16 protein-coding genes and 1 pseudogene (1 of these 17 running past the window's edge) are annotated in these 20219 nt (G+C 68.7%); 14 read left to right on the forward strand and 3 right to left on the reverse strand.

Features of this window, described 5'->3' with window-relative positions:
• Positions 1 to 48 precede the first annotated feature (48 nt).
• Positions 49 to 1389: a hypothetical protein gene (locus tag ULB03_RS03945; RefSeq protein ID WP_322481986.1), complete on the forward strand. Its 1341-nt coding sequence runs from the start codon at positions 49 to 51 to the stop codon at positions 1387 to 1389.
• 176 nt (positions 1390 to 1565) lie between these two features.
• On the opposite strand, the gene ULB03_RS03950 is transcribed toward ULB03_RS03945, so the two are convergent.
• On the reverse strand, positions 1566 to 2300 hold the full coding sequence (locus ULB03_RS03950; protein WP_322481987.1) for a DUF1194 domain-containing protein: 735 nt from the start codon (positions 2298 to 2300) through the stop codon (positions 1566 to 1568).
• 55 nt (positions 2301 to 2355) lie between these two features.
• Positions 2356 to 3465: an A/G-specific adenine glycosylase gene (mutY, locus tag ULB03_RS03955; protein ID WP_322481988.1), complete on the reverse strand. Its 1110-nt coding sequence runs from the start codon at positions 3463 to 3465 to the stop codon at positions 2356 to 2358.
• 129 nt (positions 3466 to 3594) lie between these two features.
• On the opposite strand from mutY, the gene ULB03_RS03960 reads away from it, so the two are divergent.
• From ULB03_RS03960 to ULB03_RS04020, 13 genes and pseudogenes are all read left to right on the forward strand, one after another.
• Positions 3595 to 4086 carry a DUF721 domain-containing protein gene (locus ULB03_RS03960; RefSeq protein WP_322481989.1) on the forward strand — a complete coding sequence of 164 codons (492 nt, stop codon included), beginning with the start codon at positions 3595 to 3597 and terminating at the stop codon, positions 4084 to 4086.
• 73 nt (positions 4087 to 4159) lie between these two features.
• A complete protein-coding gene (locus ULB03_RS03965) occupies positions 4160 to 5035 on the forward strand; it encodes a thioredoxin domain-containing protein (protein WP_322481990.1) in 876 nt (291 codons plus the stop codon).
• 131 nt (positions 5036 to 5166) lie between these two features.
• Positions 5167 to 5838 carry a thioredoxin domain-containing protein gene (locus ULB03_RS03970; protein ID WP_322481991.1) on the forward strand — a complete coding sequence of 224 codons (672 nt, stop codon included), beginning with the start codon at positions 5167 to 5169 and terminating at the stop codon, positions 5836 to 5838.
• 6 nt (positions 5839 to 5844) lie between these two features.
• A complete protein-coding gene (smc, locus tag ULB03_RS03975) occupies positions 5845 to 9384 on the forward strand; it encodes a chromosome segregation protein SMC (RefSeq protein ID WP_322481992.1) in 3540 nt (1179 codons plus the stop codon).
• Between the two features lie 177 nt (positions 9385 to 9561).
• On the forward strand, positions 9562 to 10059 hold the full coding sequence (locus tag ULB03_RS03980) for a hypothetical protein (protein ID WP_322481993.1): 498 nt from the start codon (positions 9562 to 9564) through the stop codon (positions 10057 to 10059).
• A gap of 360 nt (positions 10060 to 10419) precedes the next feature.
• The gene (locus tag ULB03_RS03985; protein WP_145736818.1) at positions 10420 to 10857 is read left to right on the forward strand and encodes a CBS domain-containing protein; all 438 of its coding nucleotides are present in this window, start codon (positions 10420 to 10422) and stop codon (positions 10855 to 10857) included.
• Positions 10858 to 11030: 173 nt separating this feature from the next.
• Entirely contained in the window at positions 11031 to 11768 is a 738-nt protein-coding gene (locus tag ULB03_RS03990) for a glutathione binding-like protein (protein WP_322481994.1), read from the forward strand.
• Positions 11769 to 11997: 229 nt separating this feature from the next.
• Positions 11998 to 12843, forward strand: a complete 846-nt coding sequence (locus tag ULB03_RS03995) for a DUF3034 family protein (protein WP_322481995.1) — start codon at positions 11998 to 12000, stop codon at positions 12841 to 12843.
• 3 nt (positions 12844 to 12846) lie between these two features.
• On the forward strand, positions 12847 to 13398 hold the full coding sequence (locus tag ULB03_RS04000; RefSeq protein ID WP_322481996.1) for a group I truncated hemoglobin: 552 nt from the start codon (positions 12847 to 12849) through the stop codon (positions 13396 to 13398).
• 738 nt (positions 13399 to 14136) lie between these two features.
• Entirely contained in the window at positions 14137 to 16083 is a 1947-nt protein-coding gene (locus tag ULB03_RS04005; protein ID WP_322481997.1) for a PrkA family serine protein kinase, read from the forward strand.
• A gap of 203 nt (positions 16084 to 16286) precedes the next feature.
• A complete protein-coding gene (locus ULB03_RS04010) occupies positions 16287 to 17612 on the forward strand; it encodes a YeaH/YhbH family protein (protein ID WP_322483772.1) in 1326 nt (441 codons plus the stop codon).
• 80 nt (positions 17613 to 17692) lie between these two features.
• Positions 17693 to 19209 (forward strand): annotated as a pseudogene (locus tag ULB03_RS04015) (SpoVR family protein).
• 233 nt (positions 19210 to 19442) lie between these two features.
• Positions 19443 to 19637, forward strand: a complete 195-nt coding sequence (locus ULB03_RS04020; protein WP_145736833.1) for a hypothetical protein — start codon at positions 19443 to 19445, stop codon at positions 19635 to 19637.
• Between the two features lie 58 nt (positions 19638 to 19695).
• Here ULB03_RS04020 and ULB03_RS04025 read toward each other — a convergent pair whose 3' ends face one another.
• A protein-coding gene (locus tag ULB03_RS04025; protein WP_322481998.1) for a glycosyltransferase family 9 protein crosses the window boundary here: on the reverse strand, positions 19696 to 20219 show its 3' portion. It continues 55 nt past the right edge of the window; the window shows 524 of its 579 coding nt (coding positions 56–579); its start codon lies beyond the right edge, outside the window; the stop codon is at positions 19696 to 19698.

A 20219-nucleotide genomic window follows, 5' to 3' on the forward strand; every position in this document is an offset into this window, starting at 1 on the left:
GGGTCCCGACGCACCCATGGGTTTTCCATTTAGGATAGACGTAGCCCCGTGTCCCGTTTCACCGCCCGTCTTCTTGCCGCCGGCACCGCCCTGGTCCTGGCCGGTACCGCCCTTGCCCAAACCAGCCCCCAGCCGGAACAGACACCGGGGGGCCAAGCCCCGACCAGCGGGTCGGATGGCGGTGGCCTGATCCTGCCGGGCGCCATCTCCTCGGGCTCCAGCGTCGCGGCACCCCAGCAGGCCCCGCAGCAAGCCCCCGGCCCCGCCATGGGCCCGGCCGCCGGGCCTGCGGCTGGCCCCAGCGCCGGTCCGCGCCAGGCGCCGGCCGCCCAGGCGCCCGTTGCCGGCCCGGCCGCGCCGGCCGGAGCACCGGCCGCGTCCAAGGTGGGCACGGTCACCGGCAACTGGCAGGTGGGACCGCAGGTCTACACCGATGGCAGCTTCAAGCTCTGCGAGGCGCAGGCCAGCTTCGACAACGGCTTGGCCCTGGTCTTCCTGGCCCTGCCCGTGCCCCAGGCCGAGCAGCAGGCCAAGAAGCTGCCGCCCAAGATCATCAACCTGGTGATCGGCGTGCCCGGCGCCAACATGCCGCCGGGCCAGGGTCCGGCCGTGAAGCTGAAGCTGGACGGCAAGCTGGAGCAGATGCGCGGCTCGCAGATCATCCAGCCGAACGCCATCATGACCGGCTTCGACCCGATGGACGCCAACTTCACGAAGGCGTTGCTGACGGCCAACAAGCTGGAGGTCAGCAGCCCCAACGACACCGCCACCTTCGTCCTGAAGGGCGGCACCAAGGCCTTCAAGGACCTGAACGCCTGCTTCGATCAGGCGATGGCCGGCAAGCTGCAGCTGCCGGCACCGCCGCCGGCCATCCCGCCGGCCTTCGCGCAACTGCTGATCGATGCCGGCCTGAAGGACGCCCACCCCCTGCCGGTGGACAAGATGTCGCCGCAGGAACGCCCCGGCGACTTCGCCTGGGCCGTCCAGAAGGACGTCATCGGCTCGCTGCGCTCGGTGGGCTTGAAGCCTGAGGCGGGTGACCTGGAAAAGGTGATGCAGAACTATCTGGACAGCCTGTCCAAGGGTTGCCAGGGCACCTACACCCCCACCAAGGGCAAGCTGGAAAAGCTGCTGCAGATCGACATGCAGACGGGCTCCGCCAGCTGCAAGACGGACAAGGGCGAGTTCTACGCCAACCTGATCCTGTACCTGACCAAGGACCGGCAGCTGTTCATCATCTCGCATGAGGCGCCGGCGGCGTCCAAGGCCGTTGCCGACAACGCCGGCAACGCCATCGCCGGCGTGCTGCGCAAGAAGGCCAACGAGCCGCCGCCCGCCCAGGGCGCGCAGCAGCCCGGCCCCGCAGCCGGCCCGCGCAAGCAGCAGTAAATCCAGCCACACGGCTGAAATGAGAGCGGGAGGGGTGCTGGCTCCTCCCGTTTTTCTTTGTGCGGAACCAGAACCTAGGCCGCGGCCGCCGGGGCATTCCGGGGAGCGTCAGCGGACTGGAATGCAAGGATAGCCAGGGGCCGGATGGACCGCCGACGCCTGAGGAACAAGAAGAACTACACCACTTCCCGCACCAGCTTGGACAGGAAGGCGTCGGCGAAGGCGTGGCGGTTGGCGGCGGTGATGACGAAGGCGTCCTCCCCCGCCACGACGTTGTCGCGGTAGTACGGCTCCAGCCAGTCGTATTCGTCCAGGATGACCAGGCCGTTAACCCCAACCCCGGCGGCCTGCGCGTGCGCGCGGGCAGAGCGGGGATCGATGCCGCCGTTGTTGAAGCCGTTGCTGACTAGGTCGATGGTGCGCCGGTCGGCACTGTAGGGACAGGCGTCCAACTGGCGCACCGCCTGGACGATGCAATCGCCCAGGGCCGTGTTGCCGCCCATGGCCACGCCGGGCGCGGCGTCGATGCGGTCGGCCAGGGCCAGCGCGTCCTGCGGCGTTGCCAGCAGGGTCCAAGGCACCAGCGTCGTCAGGGTGCCGGGGCCAGAGAACAGGGCCAGTTGCACCGCCACCTTGCCCTTGGGCCCACCGGCCAGGGCCTGGTGCACCGCCTTGTCGCGGAAGGCGGCGGCATGGCCGCGCAACTGGAAGTCCAGCATCACCTTGGAAATGCTGGCGGAACTGTCGACCGCCATCACCAACGCCAGGTCCACCGGCGTGCCCCCGGCCCGGGCCCAGGCGCGCCCCGCCCCCAGCGGGCTCGCCACCATCGGTGCCATCAGGGCCGCGCCCATGCCGGCCAGCAGCGTGCGCCGCGTTGGCTTTGCCGCCCCTTGGCCATCCTTACCCACGTTTCGTCCCATATGCGTGCAGCCCCACGGAGAAGCGCGGCGATCCTGCGGCGGATCAGTCCTTGCCCCCGCCGCGCGCCCAGGTGACGACCTTGCGCATGACGGTGGGCAGGGCCTGGTCATGGAAATCGGCGGGGGCGCACCATACGCCTTCGACCGCCGCCCCCTCATCCGCCAGGTGGCCGCGAACGACGGTAAGTTCCAGGTGAAAATGGGTGAATGTGTGGCGGACGATGCCCGGCAGGCGCTGCCAGTCCACCGCCGCCGGCGCCCAGGCCAGCGCCCGGGTATAGGCCAGGTCCGCGCCCGGCTCCCAGGCGCTGGACGGCACCTCCATCATCCCGCCCAGCAGGCCCGACTCGGGCCGGCGGCGCAGCAGCACCTGCCCCCGCGCGTTGGTCAGCCAGAAGGCCACGCCCCGGCGGGTGGGCTTGGCCGCCTTTTCCGCCTTGCGCGGCAGCAGGTCGGCGATGCCGTCCCGGCGTCCCCGGCAGGCATCCCGCCAGGGGCACAGCACGCAGCGCGGGTTGCGCAGGCTGCACAGCGTGGCCCCCAGGTCGAACAGCGCCTGGGTGTAGTCGCCCGGCCGCTTGTCCGGCACCAGGGCCGTGGCCAGCGCCTTGAGCTTGGGCTTGGAACCCGGCAACGGGTCGGTCACGGCATAGATGCGGGACAGCACGCGTTCCACATTGCCGTCCATGGCCGTGGCCGGCAGGTCGAAAGCGATGGCCGCGATGGCGGCGGCGGTATAGGCGCCGATGCCGGGCAGATCCAGCAGCGCGGACTCGTCGGCCGGGAAGCGGCCGCCGTGCCGCGCCACCACCGCCTGGGCGCAGGCGTGCAGGTTGCGGGCGCGGGCGTAATAGCCGAGGCCGGCCCATTCCTTCAGCACCGCGTCCAGGTCCGCCGCCGCCAGGTCCGCGACCGTGGGCCAGCGGGCCAGGAAGCGCTGGAAGTAAGGCCCCACGGTCGCCACCGTCGTCTGCTGCAGCATGATTTCCGACAGCCAGACATGATAGGGATCGGCCACCGTTCCGGGGGCGGAACGCCAGGGCAGTTGGCGCCGGTGGGCGTCGTACCAGGCCAGCAGGTCGGCGGGCCGGGGGGCCGGCAGGTCAGGTCCGCCGGCGGGGCTGGCGGGGGAGGAGTCGCCTGCGACGATCATTGTATGGTCAAAGCCCCTTGCGGCGTGGTTCAACAGGCCCCAAACACTCTTCCCATGGAAGGGGTCCCGGAAGGGGCGCCCCCAGCGGATACGCCGCCCCCGCAACTGTTTCAAGGTCCACCGACGCCCATGCCCGGCCCGCGCCCCATCGGCCGCCACCTGAACGCCATCGCCGGCAAGGCGCTGGGCCCGCACGGCCCCGCCTTCGCCACCCTGCTGGCCGAATGGGAGACCATCGTGGGCCCGCGTCTGGCCAGCGTCGCCCTGCCGCTGAAACTGCAATTCCCCAAGGGCCGGCAGGACGACGCCGTGCTGCACCTGGGCGTCTCCGGCCCCGCCGCCCTGTTCATCCAGCATGAGGAGCCGCAGATTCTGCAGCGCCTGAACGGCTTCTTCGGCTTTCGCGCCGTCGCGCGCCTGAAGCTGACGCAGGCCCCGCCCGCCACCAAGCGCCGCCGGGACCGCCCGGCGCCCACCCCCCGCCGCCTGTCGGCGGGCGAGGCGGCCGCGCTGGAAACCCAGACGGCGGCCGTGGAAAGCGGGGACCTGCGCGAGGCGCTGGCCAGCCTGGGCCGGGCCATCCTGGCGACCGAAAAGCCAGCCGGAACCCCTAGGCGATAGTCTTTCGGAGGCGGCTTGCCGGCCCCCGCCGGCGCCCCCTATAGTCACTACAGTTGGTATCGGAGGAACTAAGGTGAACCTACATCTGCGTAATTCGTTGGCCGCCGCCGTGGTGGCCGCCGGCACCGTGACCGGTGCCCTGGTGGCCGGTGCTGCCAGCGCCCAGACGGCGGACGCCCCCGTCACCATCGACGTGGCGGCCGCGACCAGCCCGCGCGTGCTGGGCGACACCAAGGCGCCCATCGTGGTGGATGAATACGCCTCGTTCACCTGCCCGCACTGCGCCCATTTCGAAGAGGCCTTCCTGCCCCGGCTGAAGGCGGACTTCATCGACACCGGCCAGGTGCAGCTGGTGTTCCACGACTTCCCGCTGGACCAGCTGGCCTTCGCCGCCGAGATGGCCGCCCGCTGCCTGCCGGCCGACCGCTACACCGCCGCCAAGGGCCTGATCTTCAAGACGCAGGCGCAGTGGGAACACGCCGACGATCCGCTGAAGGCCCTGCAGCAGACCCTGCGCCTGGGCGGCATGTCCGACGCCGCCTTCACCGCCTGCCTGAGCAGCAAGCCGCTGCAGGACTTCATCACCCAGAGCCGGCTGGACGCATCGGAAAAGCTGGGCGTGGACGGCACCCCGACCTTCTTCATCAAGAAGGGCGACGCGGTGGTGGAAAAGATCGACAACCTGCGTGAATACAGCCAGCTGTCGGACGCGCTGGTGAAGGCGGGCGCCAAGGCGCCGGCCAACCCCGCCCCCGATCCGACCGCCGGCACCGCCGCCCAACCGGCAGCCGGCACGCCGGCCGCGTCCACCCCGGCCAGCCCGCCGGCTTCCACCCCGGCCCCGGCCGCCAGCGCCAGCAGTGGCCCCAGCACCGGCGTGATCGTGGGCGGCATCGTGGCCGCGCTGGTCGTCCTGGGCGGGCTGTTCATGCTGACCCGCAAGAAGTGACATGGGATGGCGCGCCGGGGCGATCCCGGCGCGCCGCCTCATGACAATCAGTGCCGTCAACGTCGCGATCGAGGGGAATGGGGATGATGGGGGGCAAGCGAGTTCGCGGCCTGCGCGGACCAATGGGAACCATGGCGCCGGCCGCCCGCGCCCTCGCGGCGGCGGCGGCTACCCTGCTGGCACCCGCCCTGGCGCTGGCCCAGGCGGCGCCCGCCGTACCCACGGCTTCGGCATCCACGGCCGGCATCGACATCGCCGCCGCCACCAGCACCCGCGCCATGGGCAGTGGCAATGCCCCGGTGGTGGTCGAGGAATACGCCTCCTACTCCTGCCCGCACTGCGCCCATTTCGAGGAAACGATGCTGCCCCGCCTGAAGGCGGACTTCATCACCACCGGCCAAGTGCGCTTCATCTTCCACGACACGCCCACCAACCGCGTGGGATACCTGGCCCACATGGCCACGCGCTGCCTGCCCGTCGCCAGCTATAACGACGCCCGCAGCCTGCTGTTCAGCACCCAGAACCAGTGGCTGGGCGCCAAGGACCCGGAGGCGGGCCTGAAGGAGATGATGGGCATGGCCGGCCTGCCCGGCCCGGCCTACGACGCCTGCGTCGCGAGCAAGCCGCTGCAGGACTATGTGGCCACCAGCAGCCAGGAGGCCACCGACGCCAAGATCGAAGTGACGCCCACGCTGATCATCCGCAAGGGTGGCAAGGAAGTGGACCGCATCGCCGGTCCCAACGACTATGACAAGCTGGCCGCCGCCCTGGTCAAGGCCGGCGCCAAGGCCCCGAAGAAGTAAGCCCCCGTGCAATTCACCAAGCTCCGCATCTCCGGCTTCAAGTCCTTCGTGGACCCCACCGAGCTTTTGATCGAGCCCGGGATGACCGGCATCGTCGGCCCCAATGGTTGCGGCAAGTCCAACCTGGTGGAGGCGTTGCGCTGGGCCATGGGCGAAACCTCGGCCAAGAAGATGCGCGGCGAGGACATGGACGACGTCATCTTCGGCGGCACGGCCACGCGCCCGGCGCGCAACCTGTGCGAAGTCGTCCTGCACCTGGACAGCCCGAACCTGACGGCTGGCACCCCGGGCGTCAAAGCGGACGCGGTCCAGGCGGAAATGGAAATCAGCCGCAAGCTGGAGCGCGGCGCGGGCTCGGACTACCGCATCAACGGCCGGCCCGCCCGCGCCCGCGACGTGCAGTTGCTGCTGGCCGACAACGCCTCGGGCGCCCATTCCCCGGCGCTGGTCAGCCAGGGCCGGGTCGGCGCCCTGATCAACGCCAAGCCGGGCGACCGCCGCCAGTTGCTGGAGGAGGCCGCCGGCATCACCGGCCTGCACTCCCGCCGGCATGAGGCGGAACTGAAGCTGAAGGCGGCGGAAACCAACCTGACGCGCCTGGACGACGTGGTCGTCACCATGGACGCGCAGTTGCAGAACCTGCGCAAGCAGGCCCGTCAGGCCGCCCGTTACCGCAACATCTCCGACCATATCCGCCGGGCGGAGGCGCTGCTGCTGCATCTGCGCTGGACCACCGCCACCGCCCAGGTCATGCAGGCCCGCGCCGGCTTCGACAAGGCGGAAGAGGCGGTGCGCGGCCTGATGCTGGCCGTGACGCAGGCCACCACCAAGCGCACCGATCTGGCCGCCAGCCTTCCGCCCAAGCGCCAGGCGGAGGCCGAGGCCGCCGCGGCCCTGCAACGCCTGCTGGTGGCGCGGGAACAGCTGGACGCGGAGGAGCGGCGCGCGACCGAGGCCCTGGCCACCTTGCAGCGCCGCCTGGCCCAGATCGAGGGCGACCTGGCGCGCGAAAAGGACCTGGCGGCCGACGCCGACCGCGCCCTGTCCCGCCTGGCGGAGGAACGGCAGGGCATCGCCGACGCGCAAGGGGACGAGGCCGAAAGCCAGGAACTGGCCAAGGCCCGCCTGGAGGAAATCCGCGACACCGTCGCCAGCCTGGACGCCGAGCTGGCCGCCGCCACCGAGCGGCTGGCGGCGGACGAGGCCAAGCGCGCCCAGATCCAGCGCCAGGTGCAGGACCTGGATCAGCGCGTGGCCACCCTGCGCCGCCGCATCGAGGAGCATCAGGCCCAGAAGGCGGAGCTGGAGCGCCAGCAGGCCGCCCGCGATGACGTGGCGGAGGCGGAAGAGGCCATCCACCTGGCCGAGGAACGGCTGGAGCTGGCCAAGGCGGCGGCGGAAGAGGCCGAGCAGGCCAAGGCGGAGGCCGAGCAGGCCGCCAACGCCGCCCGCGCGCTGGGCACGCAAGAGCAGGCGACCGCCCGCGACGCCCTGCAACGCGCCGAGGGCGACCGCGCCCGGCTGACGGCCGAGGCCGACGCCATCACCCGCCTGCTGAAGGCCGGCGCCGGCGACCTGTTCCCGCCCCTGGTGGACGCGCTGACCGTGGCCAAGGGATATGAGCAGGCCCTGGCCGCCGCCTTGGGCGACGCCCTGACCGCGCCGCTGGATGAGGCCGCCGCCGTCCACTGGCGCGCCCTCCCCGCCCTGGCCCAGGTGGCCCCCCTGCCGGACGGGGCCGAGCCCCTGGCCGCCAAGGTGAAGGCGCCGGGCGCGCTGGACCGCTGCCTGGCCCATGTCGGCATCGTCGCCGACGCCACCACCGGCAACCGCCTGGCGCCCGCCCTGGTGCCAGGCCAGGTGCTGGTGACCCGCGACGGGGCGGCCTGGCGCTGGGACGGCCACTGCATCGCCGCCGGCGCCCCCACCGCTGCGGCGGAACGCCTGCGCCAGCGCAACCGCCTGACGGAACTGACTCAGGAGATCGCCCAGGCCGACGCCCTGGTGGCCGAGGCCCGCGCCGCCTATGAGGCGGTGAAGGACGCGGCGGAGGAGCGCGTGGCCCAGGCGCTGCGCGCCGTGGAGCAGGCGTCGGCCAAGGACCGCGCCGCCCGTGATGCCGTCAGCGCCGCCTTCCGCGCCGTGGCCGACGCCCGCGCCACCCACGCCCGCGTGGCCCAGGCCGCCGCCGCCGTGGCCAGCCGCCTGGCCGCCCTGGCCGAGACCCTGGACCAGATGACGGCGGATGAGGAGGACCTGCGGGAACGCTGGGCCGAGGCCCGCGCCACGCTGGAGGAATTGCCGCCGCCGGGCGAGGGCCGCGAGCAGATCGCCGAGGCCCGCCTCCGGCTGACGGAGGCGCGCGGCACCCAGGCGGAGGCGCAGAACGCCCTGGACCGCCTGCTGCGCGAGGCGGAGGACCGCCGCCGCCGGCTGGATGCCATCGCCGCCGAGGAGTCCTCATGGCGTCAGCGCCGGGACGGCACCGGCGGCCGCCTGGCGGAGCTGACCGAGCGTGCCCAGGAGGCCCGCGAGGAACAGGAGCGCCTGGCCGAGCGCCCGGCGGAAATCGAGGAAGAGCGCCTGACCCTGGCCGACCTGATCCATGAGGCGGAACGGGTGCGTGGCCGCGCCGGTGACGACCTGGCGGAAGCCGAGGGCGCGCTGACCAGCGCCGAGCGCACCTTGAAGGAGGCGGAGAACGGCCTGGCCGACGCGCGCGAGGCCCGCGCCCATGCCGAGGCCGCCGTGGGCTCCGCCCTCCAGCACCTGGACACGGTGAAGGAGCGCATCGCCGAGCGGCTGGACTGCCCGCCCGAGCAGGTGCTGGCCCTGGCCGGCCTGGACGAGGGCGAGCCCCTGCCCGAGGCCCATGCCGTGGAGCAGCGCCTGGGCCGGCTGGAGGCCGAGCGCGACAACATGGGCCCCGTCAACCTGCGCGCCGAGCAGGAGGTGCAGGAGCTGGACGAGCAGATCGGCGTGATGAAGACGGAGCGGGAGGACCTGGTGTCCGCCATCGCCCGCCTGCGCCAGGGCATTTCTGGCCTGAACAAGGAGGCGCGGGAGCGTCTGCTGGCCGCCTTCCACAAGGTGGATGCCCATTTCCAGGAGATGTTCACCCAGCTGTTCGGCGGCGGCCGCGCCCAATTGAAGCTGACCGACACCGAGGATCCGCTGGACGCCGGCCTGGAGATCTATGCCAGCCCGCCGGGCAAGAAGCTGCAGATCCTGTCGCTGCTGTCGGGCGGCGAGCAGGCGCTGACCGCCATCGCCCTGCTGTTCGCCGTCTTCCTGTGCAACCCGGCGCCCATCTGCGTGCTGGACGAGGTGGACGCGCCGCTGGACGAGGCCAACGTGGGCCGCTTCTGCGACCTGGTGGAGGAGATGGCGCGGGCGGGCCACACCCGTTTCCTGATCATCAGCCACCACCGCCTGACCATGTCGCGCATGGACCGTCTGTTCGGCGTCACCATGGCGGAGCGGGGCGTGTCGCAACTGGTGTCCGTCGACCTGGCGACCGCCGAGGAATTGCAAGCCGCCGAATAGGCGGGTGGGGGAATTTTCCCGTCCCGCGACAACTGGCGCCGTGCGCCGGTGGGCCGGCCCTGGTAGGAAGAACCCGGCTGCACTATCTTAAGAAGAAGGGCCCTGGGGCGGGGCCCGGCGGTTGGGGCTTGTCAATCCGGCGGCAGTGGCCGAACCGGAAGCGTGAGGGAGACTGAAATGCGGTACCGTTCCTTGGCACTTGCGGCGGTGGGCTTGTTGGCCATAGCCGGTTGCGCCACCAGCCCCGAAGCCGATCAAGCGGCGTTGGCCCAGCGTGTGCTGGTCGGCATGCCCAAGCAGACGCTGCTGTCCTGCGCCGGCGTGCCCACCCGCCAGACCTCGGTCGACAACGTGGAATATTACACCTACTCCAGCGACAGCCTGCAGACCCGCATGGGCCCGTCCTACTGGGGCGGCTTCGGCGGCGGCCCGTGGCATCGCGGTTATTGGGGTGGCGCCGATTGGGGCTCGACCGAAGTGTCCGCCCGCAACTGCAACGCCACCTTCACCCTGAAGAACGGCGTCGTGCAGCAGCTGGTCTACGGCAGCTCCACCGACAGCCCCGCTGGCCGTCTGTCCCAGTGCTACGCCATCGTGCAGAACTGCCTGCCGCTGGTGCCGCAACAGGCCCCCACGGCCTCCGCGGCTGGCGGCATGGGCAGCCGCGCCCGCTAAGGCACGCGACGTTTCGGAACCGGAACGACCCCCGGGTGACCGGGGGTCCATGGTCCGGCACCCGTTGGTCCCTGCCCTCCCCTCCCTGACCTATGCGTAAGGCTCGGCCCTTGGCCGGGCATGTCCCCGTTTGCCCCATTGCGGGTGCGGCGCAACATGACGTTTCATGAGTCTCTGGAAGGAGGGGCCGCTTGCCGCTGCCCGCTTCCGGAGGGGGCCGTTACCGGTCGATAGAAGCCGGCGCTGGTTTCCTTGGCATGAATCCACTGGGCACGCGGAAGACCGGCCCTTGGGAAGGCCGTATCGTCGGGGTTTCAACCACCCCACCCGCGTCCCCCGTGAGGAACGGGAGAAGCGCCTATGCATGTTTCCGGGATTCTGAAGCATAAAGACAGCAGCGCCATCATCAGCGCCAAGCCCACCGACACCATAGAGGTGGTCGCCGCCCTGCTGGCGGCCCATCGCATTGGCGCCGTCCTGGTGCTGGACGCGGGCGGCGGCGTGGCCGGCATCATTTCAGAACGCGACATCGTGCGCGGGCTGGCGACCCACGGCCCCGCCGTGCTGAACCAAAGCGTGTCCGAACTCATGACCCGCCGTGTGGTGGCATGTTCACCGTACGACACCGTGTCCACCATCATGACCCGTATGACGGAAGGCCGCTTCCGCCACATGCCGGTGATGGAACACGGCCGGCTGGTGGGATTCATCAGCATCGGCGACGTGGTGAAGCACCGCCTTGCGGAAGCCACCAGCGAGGTCGAAAGCCTGCGGGTCTACGTGGCCGGCGGCTTCTGACGCCGGTTCAGGCGGCTCCCCTCCCCACCCCGCCGGGGTGACTGGGAGAACGGTGTTTCTTTGCCCAAGGTTGGGCCGGGGAAGCCGGGCCGCTGTGATGACCGTCGCAGCGGCCCGTTAACCTTTTCGGGAACCCTCAGCGTCCCTTCCCTTGCCCGAGCGAGAGCCGCGCCATGACCGACATGACCGACACCGCCGATAGTCCGTCCGCCACCTCCGGGGCCATCGCCCTCTATGCCTGGCCCACCCCCAACGGCCACAAGATCTCCATCGCCTTGGAGGAGATGGGCCTGCCCTATGTCGTCCATGCGGTGGACATCGGCGCGGGCGACCAGTTCAAGCCGGACTTCCTGGCCATCTCGCCCAACAACCGCATGCCGGCCATCGTCGACCCCCAGGGCCCCAACGGCACGCCGCTGTCGCTGTTCGAGTCGGGCGCCATCCTGATCTACCTGGCGGAGAAGACGGGGCGGTTCCGCCCCACCGACGCCGCGGTGTGGTACGGTCATGTCCAGTGGCTGATGTGGCAGATGGGCGGCGTGGGCCCCATGTTCGGCCAGGCCGGACACTTCCGCCACTACGCGCCCGAGCGCATCCAATACGGCATCGACCGCTACACCAATGAGGCGCGCCGCCTGATCCGCGTGGCCAACACCCAGTTGGCCAAGACTGAGTTCCTGGCCGGGGACTACGGCATCGCCGATATGGCGACCTTCCCCTGGCTGCGCCTGCATGAACGTTATGAGATCGACCTGGCGGACTTCCCGCATGTGAAGCGCTGGATCGACACCATCGCGGCGCGCCCCGCCGTGCAGCGCGGCCTGGACCTGCTGAAGGACAGGGCGCGGCCCGCCGGCCAGGCCATGGACGACAAGGCGCGTGAGAACCTGTTCGGCGCCAAGCAGCGCTGAGGGGCCGTCCGCGCCGCCCTGACCTTCCGTATAGCGTCGCCTTGACGACAGGCCTGGGGCGGCCATTTACCGTCGCGCCCCCGCCCATGCCGGGCGGGCGGTGAACGGGGGCGGTATCGTGGGTTCGGTTTGGGGGCGTCTGCCAAGGATAGGCCATGGGGCTCGAGTCGCGGCGTGGCTGGTTTCGGCGTGGCTGGGCGTGGCCCTGGCCGGTGCCGGTGCGCCTGCGATGGCGGGTACCGTCAGCCGGCCGGAAGATCCCACCTTCAGCGGCAAGCTGCTCGCCACCGGCGGCGTCACCCAGGTTGAAGGGGCTGCGGGCGGCGGCCTGACCCCCTGGGCCGTCATCGGCGGTGGCGGCACGCGAGAGGAGGTGGGGGCGACAGCCTTTTTCACCGCCGTGCGCACCCATGATTACGGCATGAACGCCTATGGCGCCCTGTTCGGCCTATGGGACCGGGTGGAGGTGTCGGTGGCCCAGAACCGCTTCGACACCCAGGCCATCGGCGGCGCCCTGGGCCTGGGGAACGGCTACGCCTTCACCGATACCATCGCCGGCATCAAGGTGCGGGTGGCGGGCGACGCCGTCTATGACCAGGACGGCTGGATGCCGCAGGTGGCGGTGGGCGCCCAATACAAGTCCAACAACCGTGGCAGCCTGCTGAAGGCACTGGGCGCGCGCAGCGACGACGGCGTGGATGTCTATGCCAGCGCCACCAAGATCCTGCTGGCGCAAAGCCTGCTACTCAGCGGCACGCTGCGCCTGACCAAGGCCAACCAGACCGGCCTATTGGGCTTTGGCGGAGCCGACGACGACTATCACCCGGAGGTGGAGGGCAGCGCCGCCCTGCTGCTGGATCGCACGCTGGTGGCGGGTGTCGAGTATCGCATGAAGCCTAACACCCTGGCCCGCGCCAACCCCGGCCTGGCGCCGGAGGACGACTGGTATGACGCCTTCGTCGCCTGGCTGCCGACCAAGAACCTGGCGTTCACCCTGGCGTACGTGAATTTGGGCCGTGTGGTCACGCCCACGCGGCAGAACGCCATCTATCTGTCGCTGCAAGCGGGGTTTTGACCCATGGCCCGTCGCCCTTTAGCCCCCCGGCGTCCCCTGGCCGCCCTGCTGCTGGCCGCCCCGTTGCTGGCCACGGCGCTTGCCAGCCCCCTCCTGACCGGCTGCGCCGCCGGCCCTTCGCCTGAGTTGTACCAGACGTTCGGCGGTCAGCCGGGCCTGACGGCCCTGGTGGACGATTTCATGGACGGGATGATGCGCGACCCCGATTTGCGCCCCTATTTCGTCAACGCCAACCGCGCCCATATCAAGAAGGAACTGGTGAGCCAGTTCTGCGCCACCCTGGGCGGGCCTTGCGCCTACAAGGGCATGGACATGAAGATGGCCCACGCCCGCTATGGCATCGGTGACCATGAGTTCAACGCCCTGGTGGAGGCGTTGCAAACGGCGATGGACCGGCAGCACATCCCCTACGCGGCGCAAAACCGCTTCCTGGCCATGCTGGCCCCCTTCCGCGACGACATCGTGCATCCGCCGCCGCCGCCCCGGGCCCGGCCGCCGCTGACCCTCGATCCCAACGCCGTGGTCGTGCCGGAGACGGTGCCCGAAAAACCGTGACACCGCCGTCTTTGCAGGCAATTGCCCAGCCGGCGGGCAGGTGCCGTTGGACGGCCCCCGGCGCGAAATAGTCCGCCTTAAGGATAGAGGGACTAGCGCTAGACCCGAAGGCTGGTTTAGCATCTATCTATAGCCGGTCACCCCGCTTCACCTTGAAGAAAACGGGGTCATCCAGGATCGGTAGGGACCTGCCTATCGGCGCGCCAAGAGGGCCGATGCGGCCAACAATCATGTTTCCCTGCCCAGCGTTAAGGCTTTGGTGACGCCTTGGCCTCACCCTGGCATCAGGGAATGCGCGTGGAAATGGCACCGACGGACCGGTCGCGGGATGTCCCGGGCGGGTTTGTGCGGACAGCGAGCGTGGAAACGGGCGCCGCGGGATGGGCCCGGTTGATAAGCGGACAAGCATGCCCGGGCTGAAGGCCGGCAGCGCCAGACCCCCGTCAACGTATCGTTATCATTAAATGTTACTATTCCAAAAAGTCCCGCTTCGCCTCTACTCCGTCGCAATTAGCCACCAATATCTAAGTCAAGGACCACGGTAGCAGGGAGACGCGGAGAACGACACGGGCGCCAGAGGGCCGCCGCACCGGTTGGTACGGAACTTGCCTGCCCTGACTGTCGTTGCGAGCTTGGTACCCCCGTTGGCACGGGGGTTATGGAGCCGTCGCGATCCGGCGTTACAGGATCGTCCGTCGAGTTGCCTGATAGGCGTGATCCTTTTGAAAGGGTGAGCCCATGCCGAAGTCGACCGATTTGTTCACAACCTTCGCCCAGAGCTACGAGGCGCGCCGCGAGGTGGCGATGTCGTTGCAGGAGTACCTGGAAGGGTGCCGCGACGACCCGATGATGTATGCCAGCGCGCCGGAGCGCCTGCTGGCCGCCATCGGCGAGCCGGAGGTGGTGGACACCGCGAAGGACAGTCGTCTGTCCCGCGTCTTCATGAACCGGACCATCAAGATCTATCCCGCCTTCGCCGAATTCTACGGCATGGAGGAGACGATAGAGCGCATCGTGGGCTTCTTCCGCCATGCGGCCCAGGGCCTGGAGGAGCGCAAGCAGATCCTCTACCTGCTGGGCCCCGTGGGCGGCGGCAAGTCCTCACTGGCCGAACGGCTGAAGGCCCTGATGGAGGAACAGCCCATCTACGTGCTGAAGGCCGGCGACCAGCTGAGCCCGGTGTTCGAAAGCCCCCTGGGCCTGTTCGATCCCGGCACCATGGGCGAGGCGCTGGAGGAACGCTATGGCATTCCCCGCCGCCGGCTGACCGGCCTGGTCAGCCCCTGGGCCATCAAGCGCCTGGATGAGTTCGGCGGCGATATCACCCGGTTCCGCGTGGTGAAGCTGCGCCCCTCGCGCCTGCGCCAGATCGCCGTGTCCAAGACCGAGCCGGGCGACGAGAACAACCAGGACATCTCCTCCCTGGTGGGTAAAGTCGACATCCGCAAGCTGGAGATGTTCCAGCAGAACGATCCCGACGCCTACAGCTATTCCGGCGGCCTGAACCGGGCGAACCAGGGCCTGCTGGAATTCGTCGAGATGTTCAAGGCGCCCATCAAGATGCTGCACCCCCTGCTGACCGCCACGCAGGAGGGCAACTATATCGGCACCGAGAACATCGGCGCCCTGCCCTTCACCGGCGTCATCATGGCGCACTCCAACGAATCGGAGTGGCAGAGCTTCAAGAACAACAAAAACAACGAGGCCTTCATCGACCGCATCTGCGTGGTCAAGGTCCCGTACAGCCTGCGCGTCACCGAGGAACAGCGCATCTATGAGAAGCTGATCGGCGGGTCGGAGCTGGCGAAGTCGCCCTGCGCCCCCGGCACCATGGAGATGCTGGCCCGGTTCACCGTGCTGTCCCGCCTGCGGGAGCACGAGAACTCCAACCTCTTCTCCAAGATGCGCGTCTATGACGGCGAAAGCCTGAAGGAGACGGACCCCAAGGCCCGCACCCTGCAGGAATACAAGGACGCCGCCGGCGTGGACGAGGGCATGAACGGCATTTCCACCCGGTTCGCCTTCAAGGTGCTGGCCAGCACCTTCAACTATGACACGGTGGAGGTGGCGGCCGACCCGGTGCACCTGATGTATGTGCTGGAACAGGCCATCCGCCGGGAGCAGTTCCCGGACGAGACGGAGAAGCGCTACCTGGAATTCATCAAGGCCGATCTGGCGCCGCGCTATGCGGAGTTCATCGGCTATGAAATCCAGAAGGCCTATCTGGAGTCTTACCACGATTACGGCCAGAACCTGTTCGACCGCTACGTCGACTATGCCGACGCCTGGATCGAGGATCAGGACTTCAAGGACCCCGACACCGGACAGTTGATGAACCGGGACCTGCTGAACCAGGAGCTGACCAAGATCGAGAAGCCGGCGGGCATCGCCAATCCCAAGGACTTCCGCAACGAGGTGGTGAAGTTCGTGCTGCGGACGCGGGCGGCCAACGCCGGCCGCAACCCCAGCTGGACCTCTTATGAGAAGCTGCGGCTGGTCATCGAACGGCGTATGTTCAGCCAAGTGGAAGAGTTGCTGCCGGTCATCAGCTTCGGCAGCAAGAAGGACGGCGAAACGGAGAAGAAGCACCACGAGTTCGTCGAGCGCATGGTGGATCGCGGCTATACCGAGCGTCAGGTGCGCCGGTTGGTCGAGTGGTACATGCGGGTGAAGCAGGCGGGCTGAGGCGGGACCCTGGCGGGGTCGGCTCTCCCGGCCGGCCCCCCTTGATCCCACCGTTCCCCCTGGCGCTCACCCGCCATACGGACACCACCCCACCCGGCTGATGCCGGTGGCGCTCCCCCGCCCGGTGCCTGCGATGGCCCCGGGCCCGTCGGCGCCGCCGGCCATCCCGGACCAGGGATACGGGGAGTAATGCCTTGTCGTCGATGATCATTGTCGATCGCCGCAGCAATCCCAAGGGCAAGAGCCTGGCCAACCGCCAGCGCTTCATCCGCCGCGCCAAGGAGCAGATCCTCCGCGCCGTGAATGGCGCCTCGAGCAACCGCCGCATCAAGGACATGGAAAGCGGCGCCGATATCTCCATCCCCACCGGCGGCATTTCCGAGCCCACCTTCCACCGGTCCGGCCAGGGCGGCATCCGCGACCATGTGGTGCCCGGCAATAAGGAATTCATGGAGGGCGACACCATCGCCAAGCCGCCGGGCGGCGGCGGGGCGGGACGCGGCAATGAAGGCAGCCCCGACGGTGGCGGAGAGGACGAGTTCCGCTTCGTCCTGACGCGGGAAGAGTTCATGGACCTCTTCATGGAGGATCTGGAACTGCCTGACCTCGCCAAGCGCAAGCTGAAGGCGGCGGACGCCGTGTTGTGGCAGCGCGCGGGCTATTCCGTCTCGGGCTCCCCCACCAACCTCAACCTCGTGCGCACCATGCGCAACAGCCTGTCGCGCCGCATCGCCCTCAAGCGCCCCAAGTCGGAGGAGATGCTGGCGCTGGAGGCGGAGATCGCGGAGCTGGAGGCCCAGCCGGGCAAGGACCCGGACCGGCTGATGGAACTGCGCGGCCTGCTGGAGCGGCAGGTCCTGCGCGCCAAGCGCATTCCCTACATCGACCCCATCGACGTCCGCTACAACCGCTTCACCCCCATCCCCAAGCCGGCGGCCCAGGCGGTGATGTTCTGCCTGATGGACGTCTCGGGCTCGATGACCGAGCATATGAAGGATCTGGCCAAGCGCTTTTTCATGCTGCTCTACCTGTTCCTCACCCGCCGCTACAAGCAGGTGGAGGTGGTCTTCATCCGCCACACCCATGAGGCGGAGGAGGTGGACGAGGACACCTTCTTCCACTCCACCGAGACCGGCGGCACCATGGTGTCCACCGCCTTGGAGGAAATGAAGCGCATCATCAAGGAGCGCTATCCCGTCGCCGACTGGAACATTTACGGCGCCCAGGCCTCCGACGGTGACAACACCACCAGCGACGGCGGGCGGACGGCGGCCTTGCTGGAGCATGATTTGCTGCCGGCCTGCCAGTATTACGCCTATGTCGAGGTCGGGTCCGACCCCGACTCCATGCCGGCGGGCTTCGCCACCCATGCCCGCGAGACCGACCTGTGGCGGACCTACAAGCAGATCACCGGCACCGAGACGCCGTTCGTCATGAAGAAGGTCCGCCATCGGCGGGAAATCTACCCGGTATTCCGTGAGCTGTTCGCCCGTGACGGCGCGAAACAGTCGGAGGAGGCGACACCTTGACCTTAGCCCCCGTAGAACGCCTGAAGCAGCCTGAGAGATCGAAGCCAGGGGAGAAAGCGCCGCCACCCGATGACGCCCGCCTGCTCTACACCGGGGCCGACTGGGACTACGACACCGTCAAGCGCTGCCACGACGCCATCCAGGAGATCGCGTTGGGGGAGCTGGGCCTGGACGTCTATCCCAACCAGATCGAGGTGATCACGTCCGAGCAGATGCTGGACGCCTACGCCTCCATCGGCATGCCCCTGCTGTACCGCCACTGGTCCTTCGGCAAGCATTTCGCCCGGGACGAGGCCATGTACCGCCGCGGCATGCGCGGCCTGGCCTATGAGATCGTCATCAACTCCAGCCCCTGCATCAGCTACATCATGGAGGAGAACTCCATCACCATGCAGGCGCTGGTCATCGCCCACGCGGCGTTCGGCCACAACCACTTCTTCAAGAACAACTATTTGTTCCAGCAGTGGACGGATGCCGAGGGCATCCTGGGCTATCTGGACTTCGCCAAGGCCTATATCACCCGGTGCGAGGAACGCTATGGCCAGCAACTGGTGGAACGCACGCTGGACGCCGCCCACGCCCTGATGAACCAGGGCATCCACCGCTATCCCCGCCGGCGCCTGGACCTGCAGTCCGAAGCCCGGCGGGAGCAGGAACGGCAGGAGGTGCAGCGCCAACTCTACAACGACCTGTGGCGCACGGTGCCCACCAAGAAGGGCCAGAAGGCGCCGTCGGATGAGGAGCGGCGGCGGGCCCTGCTGGACCTGCCGGAAGAGAACCTGCTGTATTTCCTGGAGAAGAAGGCGCCGCGCCTGGCCCCCTGGCAGCGCGAGGTGCTGCGCATCGTCCGCCACGTGGCGCAATACTTCTCCCCCAGCGGCAGACCAAGGTGATGAACGAGGGGTGCGCCACCTATGTGCACTACCGCATCATGACCCGGCTGCACGAGATGGGGCGCATCAGCGACGGCGCCTATATGGAGTTCCTGCACTCCCACACCAGCGTGGTGTTCCAGCCGTCCTTCGACGATCCGCGCTATTCCGGCATCAACCCCTATGCCCTGGGATTCGCCATGATGCAGGACATCGAGCGCATCGCCACCAACCCGACGGAGGAGGATCGCGCCTGGTTCCCGGGCTATGCCGGCAGCGGCGACGCCATGGCCGCCCTGCGCGACGCCTGGGCCAACTACCGCGACGAAAGCTTCATCCTGCAGTATCTGAGCCCGCATCTGATGCGCAAGATGCGGCTGTTCCATCTGCACGACGACAGCGACGAGTCGGTCTATCGCGTCAGCGCCATCCATGACGAGCGCGGCTATCGCCGGGTGCGCCAGCAGTTGGCGGCGCAGTACGACTTCTCCTCCCTCGACCCCGACATCCAGATCATCGACGTGGACCTGGCCGGCGACCGCCGCCTGATCCTGGAGCACAAGGTGCAGAAAGGTGTGCTGCTGGCGGAGGAGGAGGCGAAGGCCGTGCTGCAGCATGTCGCCAACCTGTGGGGCTATGACGTCCTGCTGTTCGAGAACGACGACGCCGGCAACACCCTGCGCAAGCTGACCGTGCCCGCCCGCACCATCCTGCTGGCGGAATAACGTCTGTGGCGTGCCTTCGGCGCACGTCGATCCCTTCATGACCGCAAGCGAGGACCGGTGGGCACATGCCGACCGGTCCTTTTGGTGTGCCGCAGGATGTTCCCTGCCCCCGGCCACCGATTTGTCATGCCGCAGATGCGAAATCGCCCTAGTTCCGCCATGCTGCATCGCGATATTATCCCAGGCAACCCCGATGGGGAACCGCACCGCCAACCTCGTGAGAGAACACTCCGATGTCCACCCTGGAACTGGATCCCGCCTTCGTCGCCGCCTGCGAAGCGCATGGGCTGGACCCGCAGAAGACCAACATGTTCCTGCTGGAATGCGCCGTTCAGGGCCGCGAGCCGTCCAAGGTCTCCATGTTCGAGCTGGACCGCCAGCCGTCCGAACTGTGGGCCAAGGTGCGCAAGCTGAACCGCGCCGCCTGATCCACGTCTTGATCTTGTTGGAGGAAGCCGCCGGGCCGACAGGCCCAGGCGGCTTTTTTCATGGGTGCCGCATCGCGTCATCCAGCGCGACAGCCACCCGGGCCAGGACGCCGTACCAATCCCCGGGGGTCTCCTGCCGGAACTGGCGCAGGGTGGGATACCACGGACTGTCATCGCGGTCGCGCAGCCAACGCCAGTCGGAATCGAAGCGGTTCAACAACCACACCGGACGGCCGAGCGCCCCGGCGAGATGCACGACGGAGGTGTCGACGCTGATCACCAGGTCCATCGCCTGGATCAGCGCGGCGGTATCGGCGAAGTCCGTGACGTCGCCCATACGGTCGAGGACACCCGCCGGCAGGCCGCCGTTGGCGTCCGGATCCTTCTGCAGGCTGTGGAACTCCACCCCCGGACAGGCGGCCACCAGCGAGTCGACCTGCGCCCGGGTCAGGGAACGGCGGCGGTCGACCTTGTAGGTGGGATTGCCGGCCCAAACCAGGCCGACGCGCAGCCGGCCCGGCGCGGCGGCCGGCGCCACCGGCGCCTTAAGACAGGGCACCGCCACCGGCGCCTCAAGATAGG

Source organism: Nitrospirillum goiasense, assembly GCF_034427435.1.
Classification (GTDB): Bacteria; Pseudomonadota; Alphaproteobacteria; order Azospirillales; family Azospirillaceae; genus Nitrospirillum.